Origin of the sequence: Streptomyces taklimakanensis, assembly GCF_009709575.1 — a bacterium.
Classification (GTDB): Bacteria; Actinomycetota; Actinomycetes; order Streptomycetales; family Streptomycetaceae; genus Streptomyces; species Streptomyces taklimakanensis.
Genome location: NZ_WIXO01000001.1, coordinates 4,592,021 through 4,605,909, shown reverse-complemented (window position 1 = coordinate 4,605,909; position 13,889 = coordinate 4,592,021). Strand labels below are relative to the sequence as shown.

General features: G+C 75.6%; 3 protein-coding genes. 2 read left to right on the top strand and 1 reads right to left on the bottom strand.

Annotated elements, in window-relative coordinates; all coding sequences use genetic code 11:
• Positions 1 to 11: 11 nt before the first annotated feature.
• Complete coding sequence (locus F0L17_RS20350) at positions 12 to 791, bottom strand: thioesterase II family protein (RefSeq protein WP_155072177.1); 780 nt, start codon at positions 789 to 791, stop codon at positions 12 to 14.
• A 134-nt stretch (positions 792 to 925) separates the two neighbouring features.
• Here F0L17_RS20350 and F0L17_RS20345 point away from each other — a divergent pair, with 134 nt between their 5' ends.
• Together F0L17_RS20345 and F0L17_RS20340 are read left to right on the top strand one after the other, a co-directional pair.
• Positions 926 to 7,108 carry a type I polyketide synthase gene (locus F0L17_RS20345; protein WP_155072176.1) on the top strand — a complete coding sequence of 2,061 codons (6,183 nt, stop codon included), beginning with the start codon at positions 926 to 928 and terminating at the stop codon, positions 7,106 to 7,108.
• Positions 7,105 to 13,857: a type I polyketide synthase gene (locus F0L17_RS20340; RefSeq protein ID WP_155072175.1), complete on the top strand. Its 6,753-nt coding sequence runs from the start codon at positions 7,105 to 7,107 to the stop codon at positions 13,855 to 13,857. Before F0L17_RS20345 ends, F0L17_RS20340 begins: the two co-directional genes overlap by 4 nt.
• The last annotated feature ends 32 nt before the right edge of the window (positions 13,858 to 13,889 follow it).

Below are 13,889 nucleotides of genomic sequence, written 5' to 3'. Positions count from 1 at the left end.
TCGCCGACGTGTCAGCGCCGGCCGGCCACCGGCGCCCTCCCGTCGGCGGTCTCCCGCCGGCGCGCCGCCGCGCGCCGCTCCAGCGCCGCGACGAGCGCGCCCTCGAACTCGGCCGAGCCCACGAAGAAGTGACCCCCGGGCAGCAGTGACAGGTCGAAGCCCGCGGTGGTCTCGCGCTCCCACGCCAGGACACCGCGCGGGTCGGTCAGGACGTCCCGGCGCCCGGCGAAGGTGACGATCGGCAGGTCCAGCGGCTCTCCCGGGGTGCGGACGTAGGTCTCCGCCAACCGTAGGTCGACGCGGAGCGCCGGGAGGTACATCCGCAGCAGCCCGGGCTGCTTCACCAGTGCTTCCGGCATGCCTCCGAAGCGGCGCAGCGCCGCGACGAAGGCGTCGTCGTCGAGGTCGTGGACGGGGCGGTGGGACAGCGGCTCGGCCGGTGCGTTGCGCCCGGCGACCAGCAGGGCGTCGGGCGGAGTGCCGGCCCGCCGCGCCCTGCGGGCCAGTTCGAAGGCCAGGAGCGCGCCGAAGCTGTGCCCGAAGAGGGCGAAGGGTCCGCGCTCCGGGCGTACGGCGGACACCAGTTCGTCGACCAGTCGATCCACCCGGTCCACCAGGGGCTCGCCGATGCGGGCGCCGTGGCCGGGGAGTTCCAGGGGTTCCACCCGCACCGACGGCGGCAGGAAGGCCGACCAGCGGGCGTAGGGCATGGCGCTGCCTCCGGCGTGGGCCAGGCAGTAGAGCGTGAGCGGTCCGGCTCCGTCCCTCTCCGACGGTGTCCGCGCGTTCATGCGAACCCTCCTTCCAGCGGGTTCCACGACGCCCGCCCAGGTCTCTAGTGGGACACGAGCAGCGTCGTCGACCTTGGGCGATGGCGAGCCGACAGCATACCTGAAATCACCAAGCGTTGAGTTATGGGAGGGTCATGCCTCAGCGGTACACCTGCCCCGAGCCCCGACCCGAGGACATCGCCGTCACCGGGGTGGGCTGCCGCCTCCCCGGCGGAGTACGCGATCTGGACGGGTTGTGGAGGGTGCTGGCCGGCGGTCTGGACGTCGTGACGGAGGTCCCCCACGACCGGTGGGACGAGACCTTCCACGACCCGGACTCCCAGACTCCGGGCACCACCTACTGCCATCAGGGCGGGTTCCTGACGGACATCGACCGGTTCGACGCGGAGCACTTCGGCATCTCACCGCGCGAGGCCGGCGAGATGGACCCGCAGCAGCGGCTGTTGCTGGAGGTCACGGCGGAGGCGATGGAGAACGCCGGGGTCCCCCGGGAACGGTGGAAGGGCTCGCGCACCGGCGTCCACCTGGGCATCCTCGGCTCGGACTACCTGCTGCTGCACAGCAAGACCTCCGGTGTCCGGGCCGTGAACCCCTACTTCGCCGGCGGCAAGGAGTTCAGCTTCGCCGCGGGCCGCATCGCCTACCACTTCGGGCTGCACGGACCGGCCATGACGGTCAACACCGCCTGCTCCTCCTCCCTGGTCGCCGTCCACCTCGCCTGCCAGAGCCTGCGCACCGGCGAGACGGACACCGCCCTCGCCGGCGGGGTGAACGCCATCCTCACGCCGGAGTTGACGGTGTTCATGGGCAAGGTGCGGGCCCTGTCGCCCACCGGCCGCTGCCGGCCCTTCGACGCCGCCGCCGACGGCGTCGTCCGGGGCGAGGGGTGCGGGGTGGTGGTGCTGCGGCGCTACGCCGACGCGCTCCGCGACGGGGACCGGATCCACGGGGTGATCCGCGGCAGCGCCGTCAACCAGGACGGCTACAGCGCCGGACTGACGGCCCCGAACGCCGTGGCCCAGCAGATGCTCCTGCGCGCCGCCCTGACCTCCGCGGACATGCCCGCCGAGGCGTTGGACTACGTGGAGGCGCACGGCACCGGCACCCCGCTGGGCGACCCGCTGGAGATCTCGGCGCTCGCCGAGGTGATCGGCCACGGCCGGCCCGACGACCGTCCGCTGGTCGTCGGTTCCCACAAGGCCAACTTCGGCCACATGGACTCCGCCGCGGGCATCGTCGGCCTGCTCAAGACGCTGCTGGTGCTGCGGCACCGCACCGCACCGCCGCAGATCCACCACGACCTGCCCTCCCCCCTGATCGACTGGGACGGCGCGGGGATCGTGGTGCCCACGGCCCCGACGCCCCTGCGACCGCTCGACGGCGGACCGACGGCCGGCGTCAGCGCCTTCGGCCTCTCCGGCACCAACGCCCATGTGATCCTCACCGGTCCGCCCGGACCGGAGCGGGCCGCGCCCGCGCAGCCGGAGGGCCGCGCGCGCACCCTGTTGCTGTCCGCCACCACCGCCGAGGGACTGCGGGAGCTGGCGGGGGACTACCGGGCGCTCCTGCCGAAGGAGGCCGCGGAGCGGGAGCCGGGCGGAGCCCTCGACGCGGTGGTGGCCGCCGCCGCGGTCCGCCGCACCCACCTGCGGCACCGGCTCGCCGTGGTCGACTCCGGCGCGGACCTGGGGGCGGCGTTGGACGCCTTCCGGGCCGGTGAGCCGCACCCGGCCCTCGTGGCCGGCACGGTGCCGGAGGAACCGCTGCCGGTGGTGTTCGTCTTCTCCGGCCAGGGCTCCCAGTACCCCGGTGCGGGCCTGGACCTGTACGACGCCGAGCCGGTCTTCCGCGAGGCCCTGGACCGTTGTGACGCGCTCGTCCGCGAGCGGGCCGGCTGGTCGCCGTCGGAGGCGCTGCGCGACGGCGACCCGGGCCGGCTGCGCCGTACCGACGTCGCGCAGCCCGTGGTCTTCGCCGTGCAGTTCGCCCTGACCCGGCTGCTGGAGTCCTGGGGCGTGGTGCCGGACACGGTGATCGGCCACAGCATGGGCGAGGTCGCCGCGGCCTGCGCGGCGGGGGCGCTCACCCTGCCGGACGCGGTCGCGCTGATCACCGAGCGCGGCCGGCTGATGCGGCGGGCCGCCGGCACCGGCCGGATGGCCGCGGTCGAACTCGGTGCCGAGGAGGTGTCCGACAGGCTGGCCGACCGCCATCCCGAGGTGTGCGTCGCCACCGTCAACGGTCCCCGCTCGGTGGTGGTGGCCGGACCCCCCGAGCCGATGGAGCGGGCGGTGGCGGAGTTCCGGGACCGGGGCGCCACCACCGCCTGGCTGCCGGTGGAGCACGCCTTCCACAGCCCGCTGATGCGGCCGTACGCCGAGGAACTGGAACGCCTGCTGTCCGGTGTGCCCGCGGCCGCCCCCCGGATCCCGTTCCTGTCCACCGCCTCCCCGGGCCGCGAGCGGACGCTGGACGCCGCCTACTGGGCCGACAACCTCCGCGACCCGGTGCTCTTCTGGCCCGCGGTGGACCGCTGGTTGGCGGACCGGGACGCGGCCTTCGTCGAGCTGGGGGTCCACCCGGTGCTGGGCCGCCCGCTGCGGGCGGCCCTGGAGCACCGCGGCCGCCGCGGCCCCGTGACCGGGACCCTGGCCCGCGGCCGGGACGGCCGCGACGAGCTGGTGCGCGCACGTGCCCGTCTGCACGTCGCCGGCGCACCGGTCGACTGGTCCGCCGATCTCCCCGGGCCGGTGGGCCCCGCGGAACTGCCGCCGCCGCGCTGGGCCGACGAGCGCCACTGGCTGCCCGGCGTCGAGCGCGGCGGCCAGTCCGGCGCGCGGCTCGACCCCCGGGAACTGCGCGCCGAGGTCCGGCTGTTCGACGCCCGGGGCAGGCTCGTCGGCGAGGTGGCCGGCGGCGCGGTCCCGTCGTCCGACCCGTCACCCGTCCCGCCTTCCGCCCCGGCCGCTCCCCCGGGCCCCGCCGAGGGGGCCGTACCGCCACCGGCACCCGGCACCGGCACCGACACCGGCACTGACACCGGCACCGGGCCGGACGGCCGCCGGGAGCAGGTGGCGGCCGCGGTGCACGACGCCCTGGTCGAGATCCTCGGACACGGACCGGACAAGCGGTTGCCGCGCACCCGCGGCTTCTTCGAGCTGGGCCTGGACTCGGTGTCCGTCGCCGGGCTCGCCCAGCGGGTGACCGACGCCCTGGGCCACCCGCTCGACGCCGCGGAGGTCCTCGCCCACGGCAACATCGACGCGCTCACCGACCACCTGCTCACCCTCCGGCCGCCGCTCCCCGGAAACCCCCCGTCCGACACCCCGTCCGACACCCCGCCCGACACCCCGCCCGACACCCCGTCCGACAACGCGTCCGATGCCGCCGGTCCCGCGCCCGTGTCCGCGCCCGCCGTCCGCGGCACGCCGCCGGACACGCCGGAGCCCATCGCCGTGGTGGGCATCGGCTGCCGGCTCCCCGGCGGCGTCCACGACCCCGCGTCGTTCTGGCGACTGCTGGCCGACGGGACCGACGCCACCACGGAGGTGCCCCGGGAGCGCTGGGACGCCCGGGCGATGCGGGCCGACGGCCCGGCGGCGCCGGGCACCGTGGTCACCTCCCGGGGCGCGTTCCTGGACGCCGTGGACGGTTTCGACCACGGCTTCTTCCGGGTCTCCCCACGCGAGGCCCGCAGCATGGACCCGCAGCAGCGGCTGCTGTTGGAGGTGGCCTGGGAGGCGCTGGAGGACGCCGGGCTGCCCGCCGAGAACCTGCGGGGCGGCCGCACCGGCGTCTTCGTCGGTCTCAACAGCAGCGACTACCAACAGTTGGTGACGCGGCGGCAGGAGGACGTCGACCTGTACTACGGAACCGGCAACTCCTTCAGCGGTGCCGCCGGCCGGCTCTCCTACTTCCTCGGTGTGCACGGCCCCAGCATGGCCGTGGACACCGCCTGTTCCTCCTCCCTGACCGCCGTGCACCTGGCCTGCCAGAGCCTGCGCGCCGGCGAGAGCGAGGTGGCCGTCGCCGGCGGGGCCAACGTGATGGTCACCCCCACGGTGTTCCTCGCCATGTCCGCCGCGGGGGCGCTCTCCCCCGACGGCCGGTGCAAGACCTTCGACGACGCGGCCGACGGCTACGGGCGCGGCGAGGGCGCCGGTGCAGTGATCCTCAAGCCGCTTTCCACGGCGCTGCGCGACGGTGACCGGGTGTACGCAGTCATTCGCGGCAGCGCGGTCAACCAGGACGGTGCGAGCGGGGGTCTCACCGTTCCCAGCGGCGACGCCCAGCGGCAGGTGATCGCGACGGCCCTGGAGCAGGCGGGCCTCGACCCCGGCGACGTCGACTACGTCGAGGCGCACGGCACCGGCACCCGGCTGGGCGACGCGGTGGAGCTGCGCTCGCTCGCCGCCGCGCTGGGCTCCGGCAGGTCCCCGGGCGCTCCCCTCCTGGTGGGCTCGGCCAAGACCAACGTGGGGCACCTGGAGGCGGCCGCGGGCGTCGTCGGCCTGATCAAGGTGGCGCTGGCCATGGAACACCGGGAGATCCCCGCGCACCTGCACCTGCGCACCCCCACCCGGCAGGTCGACTGGGACGGCCTGCCGATCAGGGTCACCGGCCGGGCGACTGCCTGGCCCCGCACGGAGCGGCCCCGCGTCGCCGGGGTGAGCGCCTTCGGATTCACCGGGACCAACGCCCACCTGATCCTCCAGGAACCCCCCGAGCGGGCCGCCGGCCGGCCCCGGGCGGCGGCCCGACCGCACGGTCCGTACCTGTTGGCGGCCTCGGCCGCCCACCCCGACGCGCTGGCCGAGGTCGCGGACCGGCTCCGCGACCGGGTCGCCGGCGCCCGCGACGACGAGCTGGCCGACCTGTGCTGGACCGCGGGAACCCGGCGCGGCAGGTACGACCACCGCCTCGCGGTGGTGGGCCGCGACCGCGCGGAACTCCTGGCCCGACTCGCGGCCGCGGCCCGGGGCGAGGAGGGCGAGGGGGTCCGGCTGGGCACGGCCCGTCCCGACCGCCACCGACGCCTGGCCCTCCTCTACGGTGCCGCCGCGGTGGACCTCCCCTGGGACGAGCTGTGCGCGGCGGCCGTCCGCGGCGCCCCGACCGGAGAAGCCCCGGACACGCCCCTGCTCGCCGCGCCAAAGGCCGCGCGCTCCTTCTCCGCGGCCGTGCGGGAGGTGGACGACGCGCTGCGCGGGGCCCTGGACTTCTCGCCCCTGCGGGCGTGGGAGTCGGCCGCCGCGCCCCCCGAGCCCGGCAGCCGTCGGGAAGCGGCGCTGGTCTTCGCCGGGCAGTACGCCGCGACCGCGCTCTGGCGGGCGCTGGGCGTCGAGGCCGATGTCGCCGTGGGCTCGGGGATCGGGGAGTTCGCGGCCGGCTGCGCGGCCGGGGAGCTCACCGCCGCCGATGCCGCCGCCCTGCTGGCCGCCGGTCACCGCTCCCGTCCCGACACGGGGGACGACCGGCCCGCCCCGGCCGAACGGCTCGCCGCCGACGGCGTCGAGGTCGTGTTGGGCATCGGTGCGGAGGACCCGGCGGTACGGCCGTCGGGGTCCGCGCCGGCGGACGTCCTCGTCCTGCACACCCCCCGGCGGCTCCCCCACGACCGGCGGCGGTCCGTCGCCCGCGCGGCGGACCTGCTGGACCTGGCGGCCACGCTGTACGCGCACGGCTGCCGGGTGGCCCCCTCCCGCCTGCACGGCGACGCCGGGCGGGTGGTGTCGCTGCCCGGGTACCCCTGGCAGCGCCGCAGCCACTGGATCGTCCCGGTCGAGAGCGCCACCGTCGCCCCCGCGCCGGCCGGTCCCCGGGGCCCCGCCGAGGGGGCCGCGCGGTCCGCAGAGGCGGACGGGTCCGCGCGCCCGGACACCGCGCTGGCCGCCGAGATCGTCGCGCTGGACCCCGCGCGCCGGGAGGAACGTCTGCTCGACGCGGTCGCGGACTGGGCGGCCGAGGTGCTGGGCGGCGGTGTCGATGTCGCGCCCGAGCAGGGGTTCTTCGACCTCGGCATGGATTCCGTGCTGTCCCAGCAGCTCAAGCTGCGAGCCGAACAGGAACTTGGCGCTCCGCTTCCGGGCACCGTCATGTTCGAGTGCCCCAACGCCCTGTCCTTCACCCGCTTCCTCCTCCAGGAGGTCCTCACCGGCGGGGAGGCGGGAGCCGTCGGACCGGACGACACCGGGCGGTCCGCACCGCCCCGGACCGGGGACGACCTGGAGGACCTGGACGACGAGGCGCTGACGGAACGGGCGCTCTCCCTGATCACCACCTCCGAAGCCATGCTGACCGAGGGAGACCGGTCATGACCACCCAGCAGACCGACCGCGCGCAGGAGGACCACCGGACGCGTCTCCTGGACGCCCTGCGCACCATCGAGCGCCTGCAGGACAGGCTGCGCGAAGCCACCCGTCCGCCCCGCGCGGAGCCCATCGCCGTCGTGGGGACGGGCTGCCGCCTGCCCGGTGGCGCCGACGGCCCGGACGCGTTCTGGCAACTGCTGCGGAGCGGCACGGACACCACCTCCGAGTTCCCCGCCGACCGGGGGGACGCCCGGGCCTTCCACGACCCGTCACCGGAAGCCCCGGGGAAGGCGTACGTCGTCCGCGGCGCCTTCCTGGACCGGGTCGACCGGTTCGAGCCCGCGATCTTCGGCATCTCCCCGCGCGAGGCGGCCGGCATGGACCCGCAGCAGCGGATCCTGTTGGAGGTGGCCTGGGAGACCCTGGAACGCGCCGGGTACGCGCCGGACGGGCTGAGCGGCAGCGCCACCGGCGTCTACGTGGGCGTCAGCACCACCGACTACGCGCGGATGCGGCAGAGCGAGGGGGACATCCGCGACGTCGACGCCTACCAACTGGTGGGCGAGCCGAGCTTCGCGGCCGGGCGCATCTCCTACACGCTGGGTCTGCGGGGACCGTGCAAGGTGATCGACACCACCTGCTCCTCCTCGCTGGTGGCCCTGCACGAGGCGTGCCAGGCGCTGCGGTCGGGGGAGTGCGACGCGGCCCTCGTCGGCGGCGTGAACCTGATGCTGTCCCCCTACGGCTTCGTGATGATGAGCAAGTTCCGGGGACTCTCGCCGGACGGTCGCTGCAAGACCTTCGACGCCGCCGCCGACGGCTACGCGCGCGGCGAGGGCGCCGTCATGGTGATGCTCAAGCGGTACTCCGACGCCGTCCGCGACGGCGACACCGTCGCCGCCGTGATCCGCGGCTCGGCCGTCAACCACGACGGCCGCAGCAGCGGGCTGACCGTGCCCAACCCCGCCGCCCAGCAGCAGGTGATCGCGACGGCCCTGGAGCAGGCGGGCCTCGACCCCGGCGACGTCGACTACGTCGAGGCGCACGGCACCGGCACCGCGCTCGGCGACCCGATCGAACTGCGGGCGCTGGAGGCGGTGATCGGACGCCGCCGGCCGCCCGGCGAGCCGCTGCTGGTCGGCTCGGTCAAGACCAACATCGGACACCTGGAGGCGGCCGCGGGGGTGGCGGGCCTGCTGAAGCTGGTGCTCGCCCTCCAGCACGGGGAGATCCCCCCGCACCTGCACTTCACCGAGCCCAATCCCAACGTGGAGTGGGACCGGCTGCACATCGAGGTCACCGCCGAGGGGCGCCCCTGGCCCGGGACCGGCCGCCCGCGCACCGGCGCGATCAGCAGTTTCGGTGCGAGCGGCACCAACGCCCACGCCGTCGTCACCTCCCCGCCGGCCGAGGAGGCGCCGCCGACCGACGCCGTCCCGCACGCGGGGCCGGGGGTCCTGCTGCTCTCCGCGCACACCGAGGAGGCGTTGACGGAGCTGGCCGCCGACCACGTCCGCCACCTGCGCCGCACCCCCGGTCTGGCGCTCGCCGACGCCTGCTGGACCACCCAGGTGGGGCGCTCCCGGCAGAACCACTCGCTGGCCGTCGCCGCCGACTCCGTGGAGGAGGCGGCCGACGCGCTGGACGCCTTCACCCGCGGCGACCGGGACCCCCGGCTGGTCACCGCGGCGCTCCCGGTCCACCGGCACCGCGGGACCGCGTGGCTGTTCACCGGCCAGGGCGCGCAGTACGTGCGGATGGCGCGCGACCTGGCCGACGAGCCTGCCTTCCGGACCCCCTTCGACGCCTGCGCCGCGCTCTTCGACCGGTACCTGGACCGTCCGCTGCGGTCGGTGCTCTGGCCCGAGGAGGTCTCCGCGCGGGCCGAGGAGCTCCTGGCCGACACCCGCTACGCCCAACCCGCGCTGTTCGCGGTGGAGTACGCGCTCGCCCGGATGTGGCAGACGTGGGGCCTTCGGCCCGCGGCGCTGCTCGGTCACAGCATCGGGGAGATCGCCGCCGCCTGCGTGGCGGGGGTCTTCTCGCCGGAGGACGCGGTCCGCCTGGTCGCCGCGCGCGCCTCGCTGATGTCCGACCTCCCGGCCGGGGGCGCCATGGCCGCCGTGCACTGCGACGAGGCCACCGCTCGCGCGGCGATCGGGGAGTACCCCGACACGCTCTCCCTGGCGGCGGTCAACGGCCCGCACAGCGTGACCCTCTCGGGCGCGGAGGGCGATCTGGAGACGGTGTGCGAGGCCCTGCGGCGCCGGGGTGTGCGCAGCAGCCGGCTCACGGTCTCGCACGCCTTCCACTCCCCCCTGCTGCGGCCGATGCTGGAGGACTTCCGGGCCGTGGCCGAGACGATCGAGTACTCCCCGCCCACCGTCCCGCTGTACTCCAACGTCACCGGCGCCCTGTGGACGGACGCCGAGGTCGGCCCCGACTACTGGGTGCGGCACGCGGCGGGCACCGTCCGCTTCCACGACGCCCTGGCGGACCTGCACCGGCGAAGGACCCGCACCTTCCTGGAGGTGGGTCCCGCGCCGGTCCTGCTGGGCCTGGGCAGCCGCGCCGTGGACGACCCCGACTGCGCGTGGCTGCCGTCCCTGCGCGCCTCCACCCACGTCGGCGACCGGCTGTCGGTCCGGCTGGCGCTGGGCGCCCTGTACCTGAGGGGGGCCACGGTGGACTGGCGCGCCGTGCACGGTGGGGAGCGTCCGCCGCGCCGGGTGCCGCTGCCGCACACGGTCTGGCGGGGCGAGCCGTACTGGTTCCCCGAGCGCCGCGCCGACGACCGGGACGAGCGGGCCGGGGCCCCGAACGCCCGGTCCGGGACCGGCGACCCGGTCCCGGGAGTCGGCCTGCGACTGCCCGGCGTCGTGCCCACCTACGAGGTCTCGCTCGACGCCGCGCACTGGGAGCGGCAGGTCCGCACCGACCACGACGGCGGCCGCTACCTGCCCCTGGGGGCCCTGGCCACCGTGACCAAGGCCGCCGCGGCGGACGCGGCGGGCGGCAGCTGGGCCTGCGTGGAGGACCTGTCCGTCCCGCACCGCATACCCGTCGGCGACGACCGGGTCCTGAACATCACCCTCTCCCCCGCCCCGGAAGGCCGCATGGGCTTCGAGTGGCACAGCCAGTCCCCGACCGAGCGGGACGCCGGCGCCCCGTGGCGGCTGCACGCCCGCGGGACGCTCCACCGCCGCCCGCGCGCGCGTCGCCACTCCCTCGGCGGCGCCCCCTCGCTACAGGCCGAGCGGTACGGGGAGCCGGTGCACTACGAGACCGAGTCACTGTCCGAGGCGCTGGTGGGGGCGGTCACCGGAGCCCGCCGCGGCGGCGGTGGGACACTCGTCGCGCTCGCCCCGCCGCGGGCCGGGGAGCCGAGCGCCGCCCTGACCCGGGTGCTGGACGCGGCGGTGGCCGCGCTGTCGTGGGACACCGCCCCGGAACGGCCCCTGCGGCAGGCGGGCTTCGGCCTGCGTCTGGCGCAGGCCTGCTGCGAGGAGACCGAGCGGGTGCGCTACGTGCTGGCCACCGCCCGCGCCGCCGGGGCGGCGATCGGTCCGGCCCCCGCCACCGGCGAGGTGCAGTTCTTCGCGGAGGACGGCTCCTACCTGGGCGGGGTGGACGAGCTGCAGGTCATCGGCCCGGACGACGTCGAGCCCCCACCGGCGCCCTGGCGGCGCCCGGACGACCTGCTGCTCCGGGTCGACTGGCGGCGTGCCGCCCCGGCCGAGGACCCGGGCGACCTGACCGGGGAGAGTTTCCTGCTGCTGCCCGACCGCGGCCCGGTCGCCGCCGCCCTGGCCGCCGAACTGCACCGCCGCGGCGCCCACTGCCTGGTGGCCGGGGAGCACGAGACGGGGACGGCCCGGACCTCGGCCGCCGCCCTGCTGGAACGGTGGCGACAGGACGCGCCGAAGGGGGCCCGCGGCCGGGTGGTGCTGCTGACCGGCCTGGACTCCCCCGATCCCGAACAGGCCGGCCCCGAGTCGCTGACGGAGTTCCGCGACCGCACGGAGCTGACCGCGATCGCCCTCGTCCAGCAGCTGTCGAAGCGTCCGGACTGCGCGCGGACCACGGTGGGCCTGGTGACCCGCGGGACCGTTCCCGCCGGGCCCCCGCCCGCGGTGACCGACCCGTTCGCCCACACGCTGTGGGGCCTGGGCCGGGTCGTCGCGCTGGAGCACCCCGACCACTGGGGCGGCGCCGTCGATCTGGACCCCGCGCGTCCGGCCGACGAGGCGGCGGCGCTGCTGTCCGCGCTGCTGGACTCCCCCGGCGAGGACCAGCACGCGCTGCGCGGTGCCGACCGCTACGTGGCCCGGGTCGTTCCGCGGCCGGTCGCCCGGAAGGAGCTGCGGCAGCCGCCGCCGGTCCGCGGCGCGGGGAGCTACCTGATCACCGGCGCCTTCGGTGGCATCGGCCGGGCCGTGGCGCACTGGCTCGCCGAACAGGGAGCGGGCCGGCTGGTGCTGTTGGGCCGCACGCCGCTGCCACCGCGCGAGGACTGGCACCTGCCGGGCCATCCGCCGGCCGTCCGGGACCGGATCGCCGCGGTCCACGCCCTGGAGAGGACCGGGGCGCGGGTCGAGGTGGTCGCCGCCGACGTCTGCGACCCCGAGCAGCTGTACCCCGTCATGGACGAGCTGGCCGACTCCCGGTGTCCGCTGCGCGGGGTCGTGCACGCCGCCGGTGTCTCGGTGCCGCAGTTCCTGCGCGACGTGCCGGTCGACGACCCGCGCGACTACGACGCGGTCTGGCGGCCCAAGGTCGTCGGCGGCTGGCTGCTGCACCAGCTCACCGAGGGCATCGACCTGGACTTCTTCCTCAACTTCTCCTCCATCGCCGCGACCTGGGGCTCCCAGCACCTGGCCGGCTACTCGGCGGCCAACGCCTTCCTGGACGGCCTGGCGGAGTACCGCGGCGCCCGCGGGGAGGCCGCCCTGACCGTGAGCTGGGGCCCGTGGGAGCTGCCGTCCAACCTGTTCGGCGAGGACGTGATGGAGTTCCTGACCGCCACCGGACTGCGTCCCCTGTCCGCGCCGCAGTGTCTGAAGCTGCTCGGCATGCTGCTGGCCGGGGACGCTCCGCAGGCGGTGGTCTGCGCGGCCGACTGGTCGGTGTACAAGCCGGTCATGGAGGCGCGGCTGGAGCGTCCGGTGCTGCGCGAGCTGGCGGTGGCCGAGGAGACGGCCGACGCCGAACCGGTCCGACTGGCGGAGCTGAGGCGGGTGGGTCCGCACGAGCGCGAGACCTGGTTGACCGGTTACCTGCGGGAGACGCTCGGCGAGATCGTGGCCCTGCCGGCCGAGAAGATCGACCCCGAGGCGGACGCGATGTCCTACGGCCTCGACTCGCTGATGGTGATGGACGTGGTCAGGCGCTGCAAACGGGAGCTGCGCGTCACCGTCCGGCCCAACCGGCTCTTCGAACGCGCCACGCTGCGCGACTGGGCGGAGCTGCTCGCCGCGGAGGTCGGGGACGCGGAGGCCGGGAACACGGAGGCCGGGGACACGGAGGAGACCGACGGCGCGTCGCGGGAGGAGCCGCCGTCCCGGGCCGCGATGTCGGACCCGGCCGGGATCGCGGCCGACGTCGACCTCGACGCGGACATCCGGCCCCAAGGTCCGCTGCGCGAGGGGTACACCGACCCCGAGCACGTGCTGCTCACCGGAGCCACCGGCTTCATCGGCGCCTACCTGCTGGACGAGTTGCTCGCCACCACCGAGGCCACGGTGCACTGCCTGGTGCGGTGCGCGGACCCGGCCGAGGGGCTGCGGCGCCTGCGGGCCAACACCGAGCGGTACCTGCCCTGGCGGTCGGGGGCGGAGGACCGGATAGCGGTGCTCCCCGGCGACCTGGAGAAGCCGCTGCTGGGACTGGAGCCCCGGCGGTTCGACGAGTTGGCCGAACGGCTGGACGCCATCTACCACAACGGGGCCCGGGTCAACTTCTCGTACACCTACGACCAGTTGCGGGCCGCCAACGTGGCGGGCTGCGCGGAGATCCTGCGGCTGGCCTGCCGGGGGCCGCTCACCCCGGTCAACCACGTGTCGACCTACGGCATCTGGGGCCTGCCCGCGGACGGCCGGACGGTCATCGGGGAGGACGACGACATCGCGGGCGCGGGAGCGCTGGTCACCGGCTACGTGCAGACCAAGTGGGCCGCCGAGCGCCTGATGGGGATCGGCCGGGAGCGGGGGATACCGGTGGACGTGTACCGGCCCGGTCGGGTGCTGGGCGACTCCCGCACCGGCGCCTGCCTGACCACCCACTTCACCACCCGGGTGATCAAGGGCTGCGTCCAGCTCGGGCTGGCGCCGGACGTGGATCTGGACGTGGAGATGACGCCGGTGGACTACGTCGCCCGCGCGTTGGTGGGCATCTCCCTGTCCCCCCGTTCCCTCGGCGGCACCTACCACCTGGTCAATCCGGGCAAGCTGCCCTTCGCGGAGCTGGTGCGGTCGATGTCCCGGTACGGCTGGCGGACCGAGACGGTCCCCGTCGAGACCTGGTGGCGGGCGCTGCAGGAGACCTACGCCGAACAGGACAACGAACTCCACCCGGTGATGGAGGTGGTGGAGGAGTTCGTGGTGGGCGGCGAGGAGGCCATCGACTACGACGTCACCCACGCCGAGCGGGCGTTGCGGGACACCGGGATCACCTGTCCCGCCCTGGACGAGGCCCTGCTCGAAACGTACTTCGACTGGATGGTGCGCGGCGGCTACCTGCCCCGGCCGGGGAGCTGACGACCGCGACCGTCCCTCATCCAACCGACACC

Excerpts from the sequence above, each read along its gene's own strand:
- F0L17_RS20350 (WP_155072177.1), bottom strand. The coding sequence starts at position 791 with ATGAACGCGCGGACACCGTCGGAGAGGGACGGAGCCGGACCGCTCACG.
- F0L17_RS20345 (WP_155072176.1), top strand. The coding sequence starts at position 926 with ATGCCTCAGCGGTACACCTGCCCCGAGCCCCGACCCGAGGACATCGCC.
- F0L17_RS20340 (WP_155072175.1), top strand. The coding sequence starts at position 7,105 with ATGACCACCCAGCAGACCGACCGCGCGCAGGAGGACCACCGGACGCGT.